Origin of the sequence: Fuerstiella sp. (assembly GCA_022447225.1) — a bacterium.
Taxonomy (GTDB): Bacteria; Planctomycetota; Planctomycetia; order Planctomycetales; family Planctomycetaceae; genus S139-18.
The window spans coordinates 47155-62016 of the sequence record JAKVAZ010000020.1 but is presented as its reverse complement, the minus strand read 5'-3'; the positions used below and the strand labels follow the sequence as shown (position 1 = coordinate 62016).

General features: G+C 52.8%; 9 protein-coding genes. 2 read left to right on the top strand and 7 right to left on the bottom strand.

The features are described from left to right. On the bottom strand, positions 1-502 hold a 502-nt coding region (locus MK110_19065), incomplete at its 3' end, for a DUF1559 domain-containing protein (protein ID MCH2213407.1). 685 nt (positions 503-1187) lie between these two features. After that, entirely contained in the window at positions 1188-1415 is a 228-nt protein-coding gene (locus MK110_19060; GenBank protein MCH2213406.1) for a (2Fe-2S)-binding protein, read from the bottom strand. A gap of 337 nt (positions 1416-1752) precedes the next feature. Between MK110_19060 and MK110_19055 the strand changes: the two genes are divergently transcribed. Then, positions 1753-4833, top strand: a complete 3081-nt coding sequence (locus MK110_19055) for a c-type cytochrome (protein MCH2213405.1) — start codon at positions 1753-1755, stop codon at positions 4831-4833. Positions 4834-5149: 316 nt separating this feature from the next. On the opposite strand, the gene MK110_19050 is transcribed toward MK110_19055, so the two are convergent. Next, positions 5150-6154, bottom strand: a complete 1005-nt coding sequence (locus MK110_19050; protein MCH2213404.1) for a zinc-dependent alcohol dehydrogenase family protein — start codon at positions 6152-6154, stop codon at positions 5150-5152. A 124-nt stretch (positions 6155-6278) separates the two neighbouring features. After that, positions 6279-7361, bottom strand: coding sequence for a biotin synthase BioB (gene bioB, locus MK110_19045; protein ID MCH2213403.1), 1083 nt, complete (start codon positions 7359-7361; stop codon positions 6279-6281). Between the two features lie 543 nt (positions 7362-7904). Between bioB and MK110_19040 the strand changes: the two genes are divergently transcribed. After that, complete coding sequence (locus MK110_19040; protein ID MCH2213402.1) at positions 7905-9068, top strand: site-2 protease family protein; 1164 nt, start codon at positions 7905-7907, stop codon at positions 9066-9068. A gap of 34 nt (positions 9069-9102) precedes the next feature. Here MK110_19040 and MK110_19035 read toward each other — a convergent pair whose 3' ends face one another. The 3 genes from MK110_19035 to MK110_19025 form a co-directional block, all read right to left on the bottom strand. Next, positions 9103-9834 (bottom strand): HAD family phosphatase, encoded by a 732-nt coding sequence (locus MK110_19035; GenBank protein MCH2213401.1) that lies wholly within the window; start codon positions 9832-9834, stop codon positions 9103-9105. Between the two features lie 97 nt (positions 9835-9931). Continuing rightward, positions 9932-10438, bottom strand: a complete 507-nt coding sequence (locus MK110_19030; protein MCH2213400.1) for a CoA pyrophosphatase — start codon at positions 10436-10438, stop codon at positions 9932-9934. Between the two features lie 402 nt (positions 10439-10840). Next, entirely contained in the window at positions 10841-14317 is a 3477-nt protein-coding gene (locus MK110_19025; GenBank protein ID MCH2213399.1) for a hypothetical protein, read from the bottom strand. Positions 14318-14862: the final 545 nt, after the last annotated feature.

Below are 14862 nucleotides of genomic sequence, written 5' to 3'. Positions count from 1 at the left end.
CACCGACCGAGTCGCCAAAGCCGGCATTCACGACATAACTCAGTCCGCCGTCCTGATTAAATGCAGATTGATCATCAGGGCAGGTCAGTACAGGAATATTGACCGCCGCTAACGGGAGATTAGCGTTTAATGCAACGTTCAGGTCCTGGTCCATGTCCCAACGATCGAAGATGTTTTGTGCATCCATATACGGCAATATCTCAACGACCCAGCTGCGCAGTGGATTCAAACCGGTTGCTAAATCTGGATCTGCATTGTTTTGAATAAAATATCCATACGCAGGCAACTGGCTGTTGTGTGCTGTTGCCCAGTTCGTCAGGGCAAGGGCAATATTCTTTTGATTGTTCAGACATTGCGTTCGCCGAGCTGCTTCACGGGCGTTCTGAATTGCCGGCAGCAGCAATGACATCAGCGTGGCGATGATCGAAATCACCACCAACAACTCGATCAGTGTGAATCCGCGACGTGATCGACGCGAACGTGTAAGATGGCGTGCCTGCATAAGCTTTCTCCGGGAACGATGTCGTTGGAATTCTTCAGCCACAACTGACTGGCCGGGCCTGTTTCACCACACTCACTAACGCAAATTTCGTAGCAATTCAGCCAAAAACACAGAAAGATTTAGGACTGACTGCAGAAATTCGTCTTAAACCACTGCAAATCAACGACTTGCAGCATAAAAGTTAACCCAACTACTTTCAAGACAGATCTGTGCCTGGTGTTGTCACTCGCGCAGCCCTGTTGCAAACCAGCACGATTGCTGAACCTGTACGCTGGAATCGTCGTATTCCGCTGCAAACATCAGTTAAATGCAGAAGCGCTCCGTCATCGGTGCCGCCGATTCAGGTTGCTTTACCAATCAAAGCGCTCTGATCGCCATTAACCCGAATTATCCATTGTTGGCTGAGAACAATCGGAACTGGCTCCGATCGATGAAACAAGCGGAACGGTGCCGATATCCGTTGACCTGGTGACTGCCGCTGTTTTCGAAAGCCAAACGGTTGGACCGACAAATGCAGGCAGGCACATAGCCAGGGCAGGGGAATGTGCTTTGAATTTTAGCCCTGCGGCGATGAGCCGGTCTCCGTTTGTCTCACACCATCAGGCATTCGGGTGAGCGCTGTTCCGCATCTCAAATTGCACAACCCGCACGATCTATAAAAACGTAACCACGCGGTCCTTCACACTCAGTCCGGGGACCGCCGTCGACGGGATTCACGTTTCTCAGCAAGGTATTGCTGTCGTCTCGCCGCACTTTCTTCCTCGGAAACCGAAATATCAGGTGTGGCATCTCTCTGAGAGGCTTCGAAATGTTGGCGGAGAAAGGGAACACACCAACCGCACCCCGTCCCTGCGCCACCACACTCACTGAGCTGGCTCGCCACACCAGGTCGATGAATGCGTACGTGATTCATCACCTTACGGTGTGTCACATGAAAACAGAAACACATCACATCGTCAGGCTGAATCGACACAGCAGCAAACTCTCACAGATCAATTTCGGTCCAATAAGAGGCGTGGCTGTTCAGGGTGGACTGACAGCCACTCAAACAAGGATCACCAGACACTTTGTCACAAACTGGTAAAGATCACGAGCCTCAAATTCATTCATCAGTGTATCACACTTAACAGAGCAGTGAGCTGATAATATACGTCTCACAATGCTGGCAGGAACATCCGCAATGTGAGAATATCCTGATGGCAGGATCTCGCGAGCCGCACAGTCCGTCATTGTGAGGGGAGTTTGTTCACGTGAGGTGTATTCTTTGTGCCGTGATTCTGGTGTGCGGTGGACATCTGCCGGCTGACACCAAACCACTCGAAAAACCTGTGGCCACTGTCGATTCAACGCGACAGCCGGATGCCGCCCTGGGTGTGCTCGATACTCCCGATGACCTCGAGGCCACACTGGTTGCGGCGGAACCGACCCTGCTGAGTCCATCCACGATTGACATCGATTCCGCGGGACGGATCTGGGTGGCGGAAGTCGTCAACTACCGGCGTCATGCCAACAAAGACCGCAAAGATCGCGAAGCCGGTGACCGAATCCTGGTCCTGCAGGACACCGATGGTGACGGTAGCGTTGATTCCAGTCATACCTACTACCAGGGACGAGACATCGACTCTGCCCACGGCATTTGTGTGCTGGGTAATCGCGTCATTGTGTCCGCACTCGACAGCGTCATTAATTTCTACGATGACGATGGTGATCTGGTGGCAGACCGCAAAGAAGTCATGTTTACAGGGATTCAGGGAGTCCAGCACGATCACGGAATTCACAGTTTCACAAGCGGTCCGGATGGACGCCTGTACTTCAATTTCGGTAACGAAGCTAAAGAACTTCACAGACCGGACGGTACGATCGTTACAGATATCGCCGGAAAACCGGTCCGAGCCGATCGAACCCCCTACCAACAGGGCATGGCGTTTCGCTGTGATCCGGACGGCAGCAACGTCGAAACACTGGGATGGAATTTCCGTAACAATTGGGAACTGACGATCGATAGTTTCGGCACGATCTGGCAGTCAGACAACGACGATGACGGCAACCGCGCCACACGAATCAATTTCGTAATGGAGTACGGCAACTACGGGTACAGGGACGAGGTCACCGGAGCCAGATGGAAAACACCACGGACAGGAATGGAAGCAGAAATCCCTCTTCAGCACTGGCATCTCAACGATCCTGGCGTCATTCCGAATGTGATCATCACCGGAGCGGGCGCTCCGTGCGGAATCGAGGTTTATGAAGGCTCGCTTCTGCCAAAGCGATTTCGGAATCAACTGCTGCACTGTGACGCCGGTGTCAATGTGGTGCGAAGCTATGAAGTTTCAGCGGACGGTGCAGGGTATCAGGCGTCGATCAATCCGGTCCTGTACGGAACGCGTGATCTGTGGTTTCGACCCTGCGATGTTGCCACAGCCGCAGATGGTTCACTGATTATCGCTGACTGGTACGACCCTGGTGTGGGTGGTCATCGTCAGGGTGATATCGATCGAGGCCGACTGTTTCGGATCGCGCCAAACGGAACACCCTGGAGACACCCGACATTTGAATTTGAGTCAATCGACGGAGCGGTCAATGGCCTGCTGAGCTGTAATCGCGATGCGCGCTATCAGGGCTGGCAAAGACTGGCAAAAGCCGGTTCCACAGCGGAACCTCAACTGCAGCAGATCTTCCAGAAACACCGGAACCCACGGTTCCGTGCCAGAGCCCTGTGGCTGCTGGCACGGCTTCCGGGTCGGACGGAACACTACCTGACAGCGGCGGCGCATGACCCAAATCCGGACATTCGCATCGTGGCCTTGAGAGCGGCACGCCAGTTACAAATCGCACTGCCGGAGACCGTGAAACATTTGATAACCGACACGTCGCCGGCCGTGCGACGTGAATGTGCAATTGCACTTTGCAATCTTCCTCCCGAATCGCGTGCAGCCCTCTGGGTGCCGCTCGCTCAAACACTGGATGCCGAAGACCGTTGGTTTCTGGAAGCGCTCGGCATTGCAGCCCATGGAATCTGGAACGAATGTCTGGCCGGCCTGTTGCAGTCGTCAGAGTCTGCAAAAATCTCTGCTGATGTGGCAGATGCGATCATCTGGCGAAGTCGGGCAAATAACGTCACACCAGCGTTGATTGGAGAACGAATTTCCGCGTTATCGACAGATCCTGATTCCAGCCCGTCTGACCTGGCGCGCTGGTTTCGAGCACTCGATTTTCAAAGCAGCCACGGTTTGGCCGAACACATGCCAAGGTTGCTTGATTCTTCGTATCTGCGGATGCTGAAGCCTGAGATGGCTTCTTTCGTGGTCTCAGAAGCTCTGGCACGAATTCAACCCGGGCAGTTGAGCGAAGAGACCACAGCGAGTGATGAACTGAAATCAGCATTGAATCACCTGGAGCCCGGTCAACGTATCGCACTGGTCGAAAAATTTCGCATCCACAGCAGCTATCCGGAACTTGTCCAAATCATCATTGCCGCGCCGGATTCTCAGGACGCCGTTTCGTCCGTAGCGAGCCTGCTGAATCTGGATCAAAAACAACTGATCACTTCGGTGGCGAACAGCGAATCAGCCGAGTCAGCCACTGCAGCTCTCAAGGCAATCGGAAACTCGCGTAACGCGGCGTTCACATACGACCTGCTGCAACTGGTCGATAACGAAGACACAAATCCGGAAGTCCGTCGCGCGGCCATCCGGGCCGGAATGCGGATCCTCAGTGTGGCCAGACAGCTGATCGTTCGAACCGAGGACAACCGGATCGAGGGAAGTTTACGGCAAACAGTTGCCGCTGCTCTGCATGGCTCCCCGGAACAGGAGCTGCGGAACATTGGGAACAAAATGTTCCCGTTGTCGGACGCCAAAGCCGGAGAGAAGCTTTCGTCTGTCAGTGAATTGATGGATCGCAGGGGTGACCCCCAAAATGGCCGTCTGATCTACAATACAACCGGTACCTGCCACAAATGCCATGTGGTCAACAACATTGGTCGCAATCTCGGTCCCGATCTTTCAGAAATCGGCCGCAAGCTCAGCCGACAGGCGATGCTGGAATCCGTCCTGTTTCCCAGCGCCGGAATCAGTCACAACTACGACACGTGGACACTCCTGCTGGCCAATGGCACCACTCTGACAGGACTGATCTCCAGCGAAACCGATGACAGTATCACACTGATCGACAACGAAGCCCGGATGCATACGGTGTCAACGGCTGATATTGAGGAAAAGATTCGCCAGTCCGTTTCGCTGATGCCGGCCGACCTGCAGAAGATCATGTCATCACAGGAACTGGTCGATGTCGTCGCGTATCTGCAAACGCTCAAAAAAGCGGCCGAGTGATTCACCTCGCCTAATTTTTACGGAAAACCGCCGGTCAGCCGACGATTGGACCCGTGGATCCGAATCCGAGCGTCGGATGACACAGTGCTCGTCAGTCGGACTACGGCTTAATTCCGCCTCACCGGGCTCATCACACCGCAGCACAGAGTGTGCCGTTAACATCTCCGGATATTAATGCGAACACAGGACGACTTCGATTCGCTGCGCACAAGCCCGACTGACCTTCTGTTCACCAATCGGCATTGAAGCACCCGTCCGGGGTCGGTATTCAGACGCGGGACATGATGTGCGCCGTTCATCAGCCACAGCGTTGTTTTCACGAACATCGCAGCACGATCTTTCCGGTGACGTTCTGGTCCTCGGAACCTCGCACTGCTTCGGTGATCTGATTCAGTGAATAATGATGGGCAATTTCTGTGGCCAAAATCCCGGACTGGATGAGTCCGGAAATTTTCCGTACCAGTTTCAACTTGAACAACAGCCCCTGCCGCGCCATAAAATTCCCCAGCCAGAATCCGGAAACGGATGCGTCGGCTTCCATCAGTGAACGCGGAGCGAATTCAACCGGCTGTCCACTCAATGTCCCAAACAACAGCATTTTCCCGCGTTCACCCAGGCATGTCACCACAGCTGAAGCTGTCCTTCCACCGACAGGATCCACGGCGTAACGTAAATCATCCGCTCCTGTAACAGCACGGACACGTTCATAAAGTGCCTCCGGCGGATCTGTGGCGGGATCGAATACCACGACAGCGTCTGCGCCGGCTCGAGTGAGTGATTCACGACTGGCCGATCGACGGACGACACACAAGGTTCTGAATTTACAGTGTTGGCCAAGCCTCACAATCATGTGTCCCAAAGCGGAACCGGCAGCCGTCTGAAGTAACCATGCATCCTTTGGAACTTTGAGAACTTCCTGCGTCATGATCCATGCCGTTGCCGGGTTAACGAAAAACGTCGCAGCCTGATCATCCGAGAGACCGCCGGGGATCGGAATGATCTGGGTTGCGGGCACCACAGCCTGTTCGGCCCAGTTGCCTCCGGCCGAATTCATGACGACCACACGTTTGCCCTGAAACAGCCTGCCTCTCACTCCTCCGCCGGATGCTTCCACGACACCAACACCCTCGAAGCCGGGAGACTGCGGACATTCCGGCCTGACGCCGTAAATGCCGCGCACAAACATCATGTCCGACGGATTGATCGGGCTGGCAATCATGCGAACACGCACTTCACCGTGCCCAGTTGACCGCAGTTTGGCGTCGCCGCAGCCAAGAACCTCGTGAGGTTCGCCTGGAGAATCAAAGGTAACGGCTTGCATCAGTGAAACGGTTCCGGAATGAAGTCGTGCAACTTTGGATTTGCAGATCACCTACCGTGTCACAACTGATTCAGTGACACTCCAGTTCTAAAGCTGCAAAAGAACATGAGTCTTTCCCTGGGATTCAACGAGGATCATGAATCTCGTCGGTATTGCGATCACCGGCGGTTTTTCCCAGCCGTTCCATCAGCTGTGCTGACTCATAATCACCAGCAGTGATTTCGAACCCAAGATCCTGAATCATACGAAAGTCATCTTCAGCCGTTTGCCCGGCGGTGGTCAGGTAGTCACTGACGAACATCGAATTAGCGGCATACAGTCCCATCGCCTGCATTGACCGCAAATTTCGTTCCCGACCTCCGGCGACGCGAATTTCGGTATCGGGATTCGTCAAGCGGAACATGGCCAGAACCTTGAGACAGTATCGAGCGTCCAGATTTTCCTGCCCCTCCAGCGGTGTCCCGTCAACCGGATACAGAAAATTGATAGGAATCGATTCGACTCCCATGCCGGCAAGCTTGATCGCAACATCAACAACATCTTCCCGCGTTTCACCCATCCCAACAATCATCCCGGCGCACAGTTCCAGCCCGACATCACGACACGCCTGCAGGGTATCGAGTCGATCCTGAAACGAGTGAGTTGACACAATGTTGTCGTGAAAACTCTGGCTGGTGTTCAGATTGTGGTTCACGCGATCAACACCCGCCTGTTTGAGCCGCATGGCCTGATCCGGCCTCAGCAGCCCCAGACAGGCGCAAATGTGCAGACCGAATTCCTGCTTGATGTCTTTAACCACACTGCAGACATGGTCCACTTCCCGTTCGGATGGTCCTCGTCCACTGGCCACAATACAGTAGGTTCGAGCGTTGCTCTCATATGCTTGGCGTGCTCCTTCAATCAGTTTTTCTGCATTCAGCATGACATACTTGTCAATGGGTGCAGTACTGTCCTTTGACTGTGAACAATAAGTGCAGTCTTCCGGACACAGGCCGCTTTTCGCATTCTTCAGGTAGTACAGCTGTACAGACTTGCCAAAATAGTGACGTCGCACGCGATAAGCAGCATCCAGAATTGAAAGCAACTGATCGTCATCGGCTTCAAGAATCTGCAGGGCGGATTCTCGTGACAGCGACTCGCCGCTGAGGACAGCATCAGTCATGGACAACCAGGAAAACTCGCAACTCAGAATGTTCTCGATCGACATCCCGGATAACTCCAGACAACCAGGCGGAAATGGGCCCAAAGTCTATCGCTGGACCGGCCTGCTCAACAGCGTGTGTGATAAATTCAGTCAATTCCGACAGGATTCCTGTGGGAAATATTTCATCAATACTCCGTATTCTGCGTTGTGACGTGAAGTACGGCCCCTCCCGTGAACTCACATTGTCTTATCTGAGCCAACTGGATCATAAATTCGGCAACGAAACGCCGGAATCGAACAATGAATTCGCATCAATCACGAATGGCAGGAAGTACAAAATGACGGTTTAAATCGTCACTGTCTCCGGGTCTGATTTGTGACGTTCGCCATTATCAAACCTTGCTGTGGTGATGCACAAGAGTAGGTCGAACACCGAATCCTGATTGATTCTCCGACCGGATGGCGACTGGTATTGCAGAGAAACACCTATTAGAACACGGTGACTGCTCAGCCAACCACTTATTGCGTGGTTCTATTCGCTGCAGTCCGCGATCGGAGCCAGTCCGACCACAACGACAGTACCAGCCTGAACGACTCTCGTTATTTATGTCTGACTCAGATTCTCCCCTGCCACCGAATGAGCCTGCCCCGGCTTCTGCCAAAAGACCGGACGAAGACCTGTCCAGCCTGTCGCCGCAACTGAATCCCGGAAAGATGGAGGAAAGTCGTCAGTTTGAGGAACGCGGGTTTACGGAAAACTCCTTCCGGGTGCCTTCGGCACCGGTTCTCAGTCATCACGAAGCAGCGACTAAGTACCGTCACAGACGACGTCGACAGCTGCGACTTTGCATCTTTCTGTTTCTATCTACCTGGGTAAGCACCACACTGGTTGGTTCGGGATTCGTCCCCTTAGTTGCATTGCCAGGATTCTTCGACACAGAACTTCAGGAAACAATTCTGGCCGATTTCAGCAAAGGTCAGATTTCTCCGTCCGACCGGAATCAGGTTTTCAGTGAGTGGTATTCAGGTCTGCTGATGCAGGGATTTTCCTACAGCATTCCATTGATGCTGATACTCCTGTGTCACGAAATGGGACATTTTCTGCAGGCAGTGCGGTATCGCGTCCCGGCATCGTTTCCATTTTTTATTCCACTGCCGATTCCACCACTGGGAACAATGGGGGCCGTCATCGCCCAGGGACGCGGAGCAGCAGACCGCAAACAGATGTTTGATATCGCGGTGAGTGGTCCTTTGGCCGGTCTGTTTGTGACACTGCCGATCCTGTATTTCGGAATTGAAGCGTCACATTTCGAATTCGAGTTCCTGATGGCCGGCAGATATGTGGAATTCGGAGAACCACTGATTATCCAGTGGTTCATCACATGGATTCACGGCCCGACACCAAATGGACAAATCCTCGTGATGCATGGGATGGCTCATGCCGGATGGGTTGGCATTTTTGTGACCGCACTCAACCTGATTCCGATCGGACAGCTGGACGGTGGTCATCTCGCGTATACGCTGTTGGGAAAGCCTGCTCACTGGATTGCCTTCGCTGTCGTCTTTGCTGCGGCGGGATACATGATCGCAACGGGAACTTATTCGTACATTCTGTTCCTGATCCTGATCCTGGTGATGGGAATGCGCCATCCCCCCACGCGTGATGATACGGTTTCACTGGGAACTTTCCGACATGTTCTGGGCTGGCTGACACTGGCCTTCCTGTTGATCGGATTCACCCCGACCCCCATCGTCATCGGACAGGGATAATTTCGGTTTGGTCAGGGATTACGCAGACATCCGGTCAATTTTTCGAATCGAGCCTCCGGGAATCATCATTCGGCTGTACAACGGTTTGGGCAATCAATAAATGCAGTTCCGAACTGCCCAAACTGTTGATTCGCATCGACGCCTTACTGAAATCACCGAATGCCGTGTGTCGATTCGGAACCGCCACAACAAACGCACCGGCAGCTACTGCGGCTCGGGTTCCTGCTTCGCTGTCTTCCAGCACCAGCATGGACGACGGTTCAACATTCAGACGTTCAGCGGCACTGAGATAAATCTCCGGATCAGGCTTTCCCCGAATCACGTCTTCCGACGTCAGAGTTGTGTGGAAACGCTTCAGAAGGTCAAACTGCGACAGCAATGATTCCATATGGTCACGAGGCGACGACGTCGCCACTGCCAGAAGCAGCTGACGATCCTCAATCGCGTCCAGTAAATCAAAAAGTCCAGGCATACAGGCCAGATGCACCTTCGCAAATTCTGCAAAAATCTCTCGGGTTTCGTGCATCAGGTGTTCAACAGGTTCGGTAATTCCCGTGAGTTCCGTCAGTGCCGCGAATGCTTCAGCCGGGCGTCGACCGATCATGCGACGGCGAATCCGGTCAGTCATTTGTTTTCCGCGACGTACCAGAAGCTCCTGACCGGCCAGCTCAAAAACGTCTTCCGTATTCAGCATCAGCCCGTCCATATCAAAGACCACAGCTTTGATGGACACCGGAACGTCGGAAGCAGCAACTGGATGATTCATTGTAAACGGACCGCACAGTCAGCCGGGTAAATGATTTGCGACCAATGATACGAATACATTTGTTCAGCTGCGGTGTATTGGCATATGAAGTTGGAGTTCATGATTCGCAGGCCGGAAACGGCTGGTGCATCAGCCGTGCAAAACTGTGAAGTAACTGCAGCGTCAGACCCCAAATCACGTGATCATCAAACCGAATGCCTGGTAAATCTTTCTGATTTCCCTCATGTGAATATTCAACTTCGGTCACAGCAAGCGGGTCAAACAGATGTCTGAGCGGAACCCAGAACACACAGGCAACTTCCTCCGGATTTCCGACGACAGCCTGTGTCCGCATGGAGTGCTCTGCGAAATAGACAAATGAAAAAAGTGTCAGACCACGGCGTATCTTCTGCATCATCGGCAGAGTTCCAATACGGTGTGAGGCATTTAGAGAAAGACCGATTTCTTCACGTGTTTCACGCTCGGCAACCTCGTATGCAGTCCTGTCACCGACCTCAGCACGTCCGCCAGGAAACGAAACATGACCGGACCAGGGATCGCTCTGTCTCTCTGCGCGGCGAATAAAGCAGACGTCCAGACCATCGGCACCTTCAGCAACAATCATAGCCACGGCGGCATGACTGATGGTGGGCGCAAATGTGTCCGGGTCATATCGAACCTGGCTTAACGCACTGCTTATTTGATCCGGGTTGAACACACAATAAGATTGGCGATACTGGATACACGCGTCAAGCTGGATTCCCCGGAGGACAAAGTCTCACCAGGGCTCATATTTTCTCAGGTCCTGCCGGTCTCAAATTCAGGTTTGATCGAGTGACTGGGGGCCAGACGTCGTGTTTTGAACCCTCAGCACATGCCGGGCGTGGATATTCCTGTTTGCAGAAACATGCCTGATTCGAACAAACGGCCAGGACCCGGTCCGCTCATTTCACAGGTCACAGAAGGTCATTCAAACCTGAAGAAATCCCTGTACCAATCGTTCGTCAGAACCAGCATCACCTTTGATTCAACTCAATCGATCGGCCCCGAGAGTGCCGTGAAGGTCCTGCAGGTAATCCGAACCGGAGACCCTTTCAAGTTCCCGCTGAGCCAGTTGCAGTCGGGCATCGAGGTCGAGTTCTGCAACATCGGCTGAGAACTCCGGCTGATTCAGAAAACTCCGCAGATACTTCACATGGTCCTGCCAGCGTGACCGGTCGCGTTGGCGGCGAGTCTTCAGCCGCTCCTTATACCACTCTGAACTTAACATCGACGGTAAAGTAAACAGCTCACGAATCTCCGGATCATGCACCGTTTTCCCGCGATAATTTCCTTCCGCCATGATATGGATCAATGCTCGCAAAGGGGGACATGCCAGATCAACAGATCCGTCTTCCAGATAATTCTTCGATACCCGTTGATGAGCTTCCGTGATGTACAGAATGCCGTCGGCAAAGGCGGCTTCATCCTGACTTTCCGGTCGCAGAATTGCATCATCGAATACCTTACGAGGATTATCAAAAACCCGCCCCGCGAAGGTACGGATAAACCGCGATGTAATACGGTACCCCAGTCGGCTGGCTTGAATGCCTCTGCCGTCAAATTCGTAGTCGTCCAGTTTCTCCAGCAGACCTTCCCGAAGAAGTGAACCGGGCTCACGTTCTTCAGGAGTCAACCGACACCAGATCTCAGGAATTAACAGACTGATATCATGATCGACACGAACATTGGAACCGATGTGTCCTGCGGGGGTTGAAAAACCGGCGAGTCCGGTCAGCAGGTAGCTGACCAGTGCTGCATTGAGGTCCGTGATTGGTAACAGAGCATTGAACGGTCCCTTGGTCAGTGCGCCTTCACTTCCGGCACCTGTTGTGGAAGGACTCTTTCCCGTCAGTGCACAAATGAAGTCCATAAACAATTCGGGCAGTTCCTGATAGTGAATCGGATTGTAAACAGCCAGCGGCCGGATTCCGTTGTCGTAATCCGCAGGGTTGTTTCGACGTCCGATCAAAACAGAGTGAACGGGCTGATACACGGGTTCGTCCGATGGGACCGCTCTCGACAGTCGAGCGCCAATTTCACCGACATAGCGGTCAAACGGGTTGATCAGGTCCAGTCTTGACTGCAGGTAGCGAGGATTTCTACTGGGCTTCCCGTCGATCATGCGCGGAGTTGCCGAACAAACCACATAGCCGTGATCTTCATCCCGGGCATCCCGCAGCAGTTTCTGCATGGGCTGCGTGAATTGACTGAGATCAACGGCCCGGTCGCAGATGTCTCGTATGCGATCGCGTGACAGCGGCTCGAAATTCACAATAAAATTATCGTCTCGCGCAAGGTCCGCTTCGGTCTGCCTGTCCAGACCTCGATGAATCGCATCGTCAGGACGCTGAAAAAGCCGGTACTCACAGTTCCGAACAAATTTGCAGCTGATTGGGTCCCCGGTGCGAGGCCCGAGATCTTTCAGCTGATTCAGAGGCACCACCACCGATACACTAATATCGTCTTCTGTCTGAATTTTCTGAGCCGGTGCAAAATCCTGGCGCAGTTTATAGGTCCGCCATTTCTTTTCACCGAGTAATCCAACTCGCAGATAGGTACCAACCAGTTTTCGGCCACCGTATTTCAGCTCATGTCCGGAATGACCATTCACGATGTCCACAGTGAACTGTTGTTTCCAGTCTGTATCATCACCACCACGATGCATCCGCTTGATGATGAACACAATGGCATAGATGTAACCCGGAAGTGACTCAAGCCAGCCATTATATTCGTCCGTGTAATCGACCGAGGGTGTGAGCAGTTTAACCACGCTTCCCAGGGAACGTTTGGGATCGAGCAGCGAGCGTGACGGTTCGGTCTCGTAGTCCGGATGCACTGTCCCTGACGGACTCCAGCGGTCCGAGTAGTCACGATCGAAAATCTGCTGTACCAGCTCAAGATCCGAATCAACATCTGCCACGAAAATCGGACCGTGGAGCAGATAGTCAGCAATCGACTTGCTGATTTCACTTTTGCCGCCTCCGCTGACCGTACACGGTTTGTGACAAAACACACCTTCCGCCACCGTTCCGATCAGCCTCCACGTGGGAGCTGCCGGGTGTTTCTCAAGATGAACCTTATAACCGGACGGAGTGATATAAACGCTGTCCGGCATCAACGGAATCGAATGGCGGCCACTTTCATTTGTCCATGACACGGTCTGATCGTGTACGGTCGCAACACAGTTCTCCGGAACATAGATAAGTTCCGGATACGTTCGATCAACTGCCCAGCCTTCCCTTCGCACATCCAGTCGGTCGCCATAGTCATCGATCACATTCTGAAACGTACGTGTGTTACCACGATGAGCTTCGGCAATAAACTCGTCTCCCAGACTGAAGCTGGCGAAAGCCAGTGTGCCACCTGCATGTTCTTCTTCGTAATTTCCCGCAAGATTACTCGCATAACTAATTTGTGTTTTGACTTCTTTTTTACAGTAGCCGAAATAATTGTCGGCAATCAGCGTGACAATCACACCATCGGTGTTCCGACAGGTGACCTTGAAAGGAATGCCATCATTGTAGCATTCATCTTCCGCCGTCCAGCACATGCCGTCACGGCGCTGTCGTTCACTTGCATCATCGTGATGAGGAAGCCCGAGATCCTTCTTTGTCAGACCGGTCAGATGCGGCGCGAGAATGACGCATCCGGTGTGACCACTCCAGTGTTCAACGTCCAGGCCTGCATCGTTTGCCGGAAGAAACGGATCACCCGCATTACCAAATATAGATTCGACAAAGTCCAGATTGCTGACCAGTGTACCCGGAGCAAAAAAACGGATCTCCATCGTCTGTTCACTGCAAACGTTTTTAACTTCCGGGCATACCAGTGGACGCATCATTAAAGACACAAACACTTCGGCCTGATTCTGTTCTTCAACGGTGAACGGCAAATGCATCAATTCGGCAGATGGATTCACTGCCGCCCGAAACATATGCACAAAGGTCTGTTTTGGTACCGAACGTTTGTCATTCGGGACCGGAAGTCCTCCTTCGACGACGTGAAACGTTCCTTTCGTGGTGCGTCGGTCATGTCGAGGATTATTAAGGACACCGTTCCGAACACGATATGACGAGACAAGCTCGTTGACATAATGATCGCCGTCAAAGGGCAATGACAACTCGCGGGCAATCCCGTGACGATCCAGCACAAATGTCGTATCCGGCAGTTTCAACTCCTCGACAAACTCGAAACCCTCAAAGTGTCGGGCCAGGTAACTCTCGATTCTTTGGTCTGCCGGACACCGGAGATTTTCCAGATGCCTGAGACGCTGGAAGTGAGTCGCCAGAATCCGTTCGGCGCCAAGCGGATCGGATGTCTTCAGGTTTTGCGGGACCGGCTGTCCTGCCGCAATGAGTTTCAGTGCAATGAACTCAACAATGTCTTTTCGATGCTGATCACGTTCCCGAGTCGTACGCCGGGGAACGAATCCAAGTGACTCCTCCAGGTTACAGACTGTCATGAGTTCCCGTTTTGCGGCCGCAGACGGCACAATAACATAGTTGGTGACGAAGTGTGTTGAGTCTCAGTTGCAGTGATGGACCAACATATTAACAAAAACACAGGGTTTGACAGCTCTCACTGATCATCTGAGGAACGTGTTGACAGGATCCGGTGAAACAACAAGGAACCCTGCTGTCCACACAGAGCAAACTCTGCAGGTCTAAAGTACTCTGTGATGAACCATACTCTGCGATGAACCATACTCCGCGATGAACCATACAGTGAAAAGAATCCGTGTGATGTTCTTCTGTCAGGCAGTCCGAACACGTTCAGCTGGTCACTGATTTGCCAAGGTTTATCAATATACGAACGTATGTCCCTCGTTTCCTGCATCAGCTGTCAAATGCGGAAGCCGCGCGTCCCATGCCTCTGATCAACGGCTTTAAATTCTCACGAAAATCCGCGTAACTAATGCCACTGACAGTCGTGAGTACGGCCACCGACCGCTTGAGTAGCCAACACGGAGAAACAGTACCGGAAGAAATGGACAAACATCACACCAGA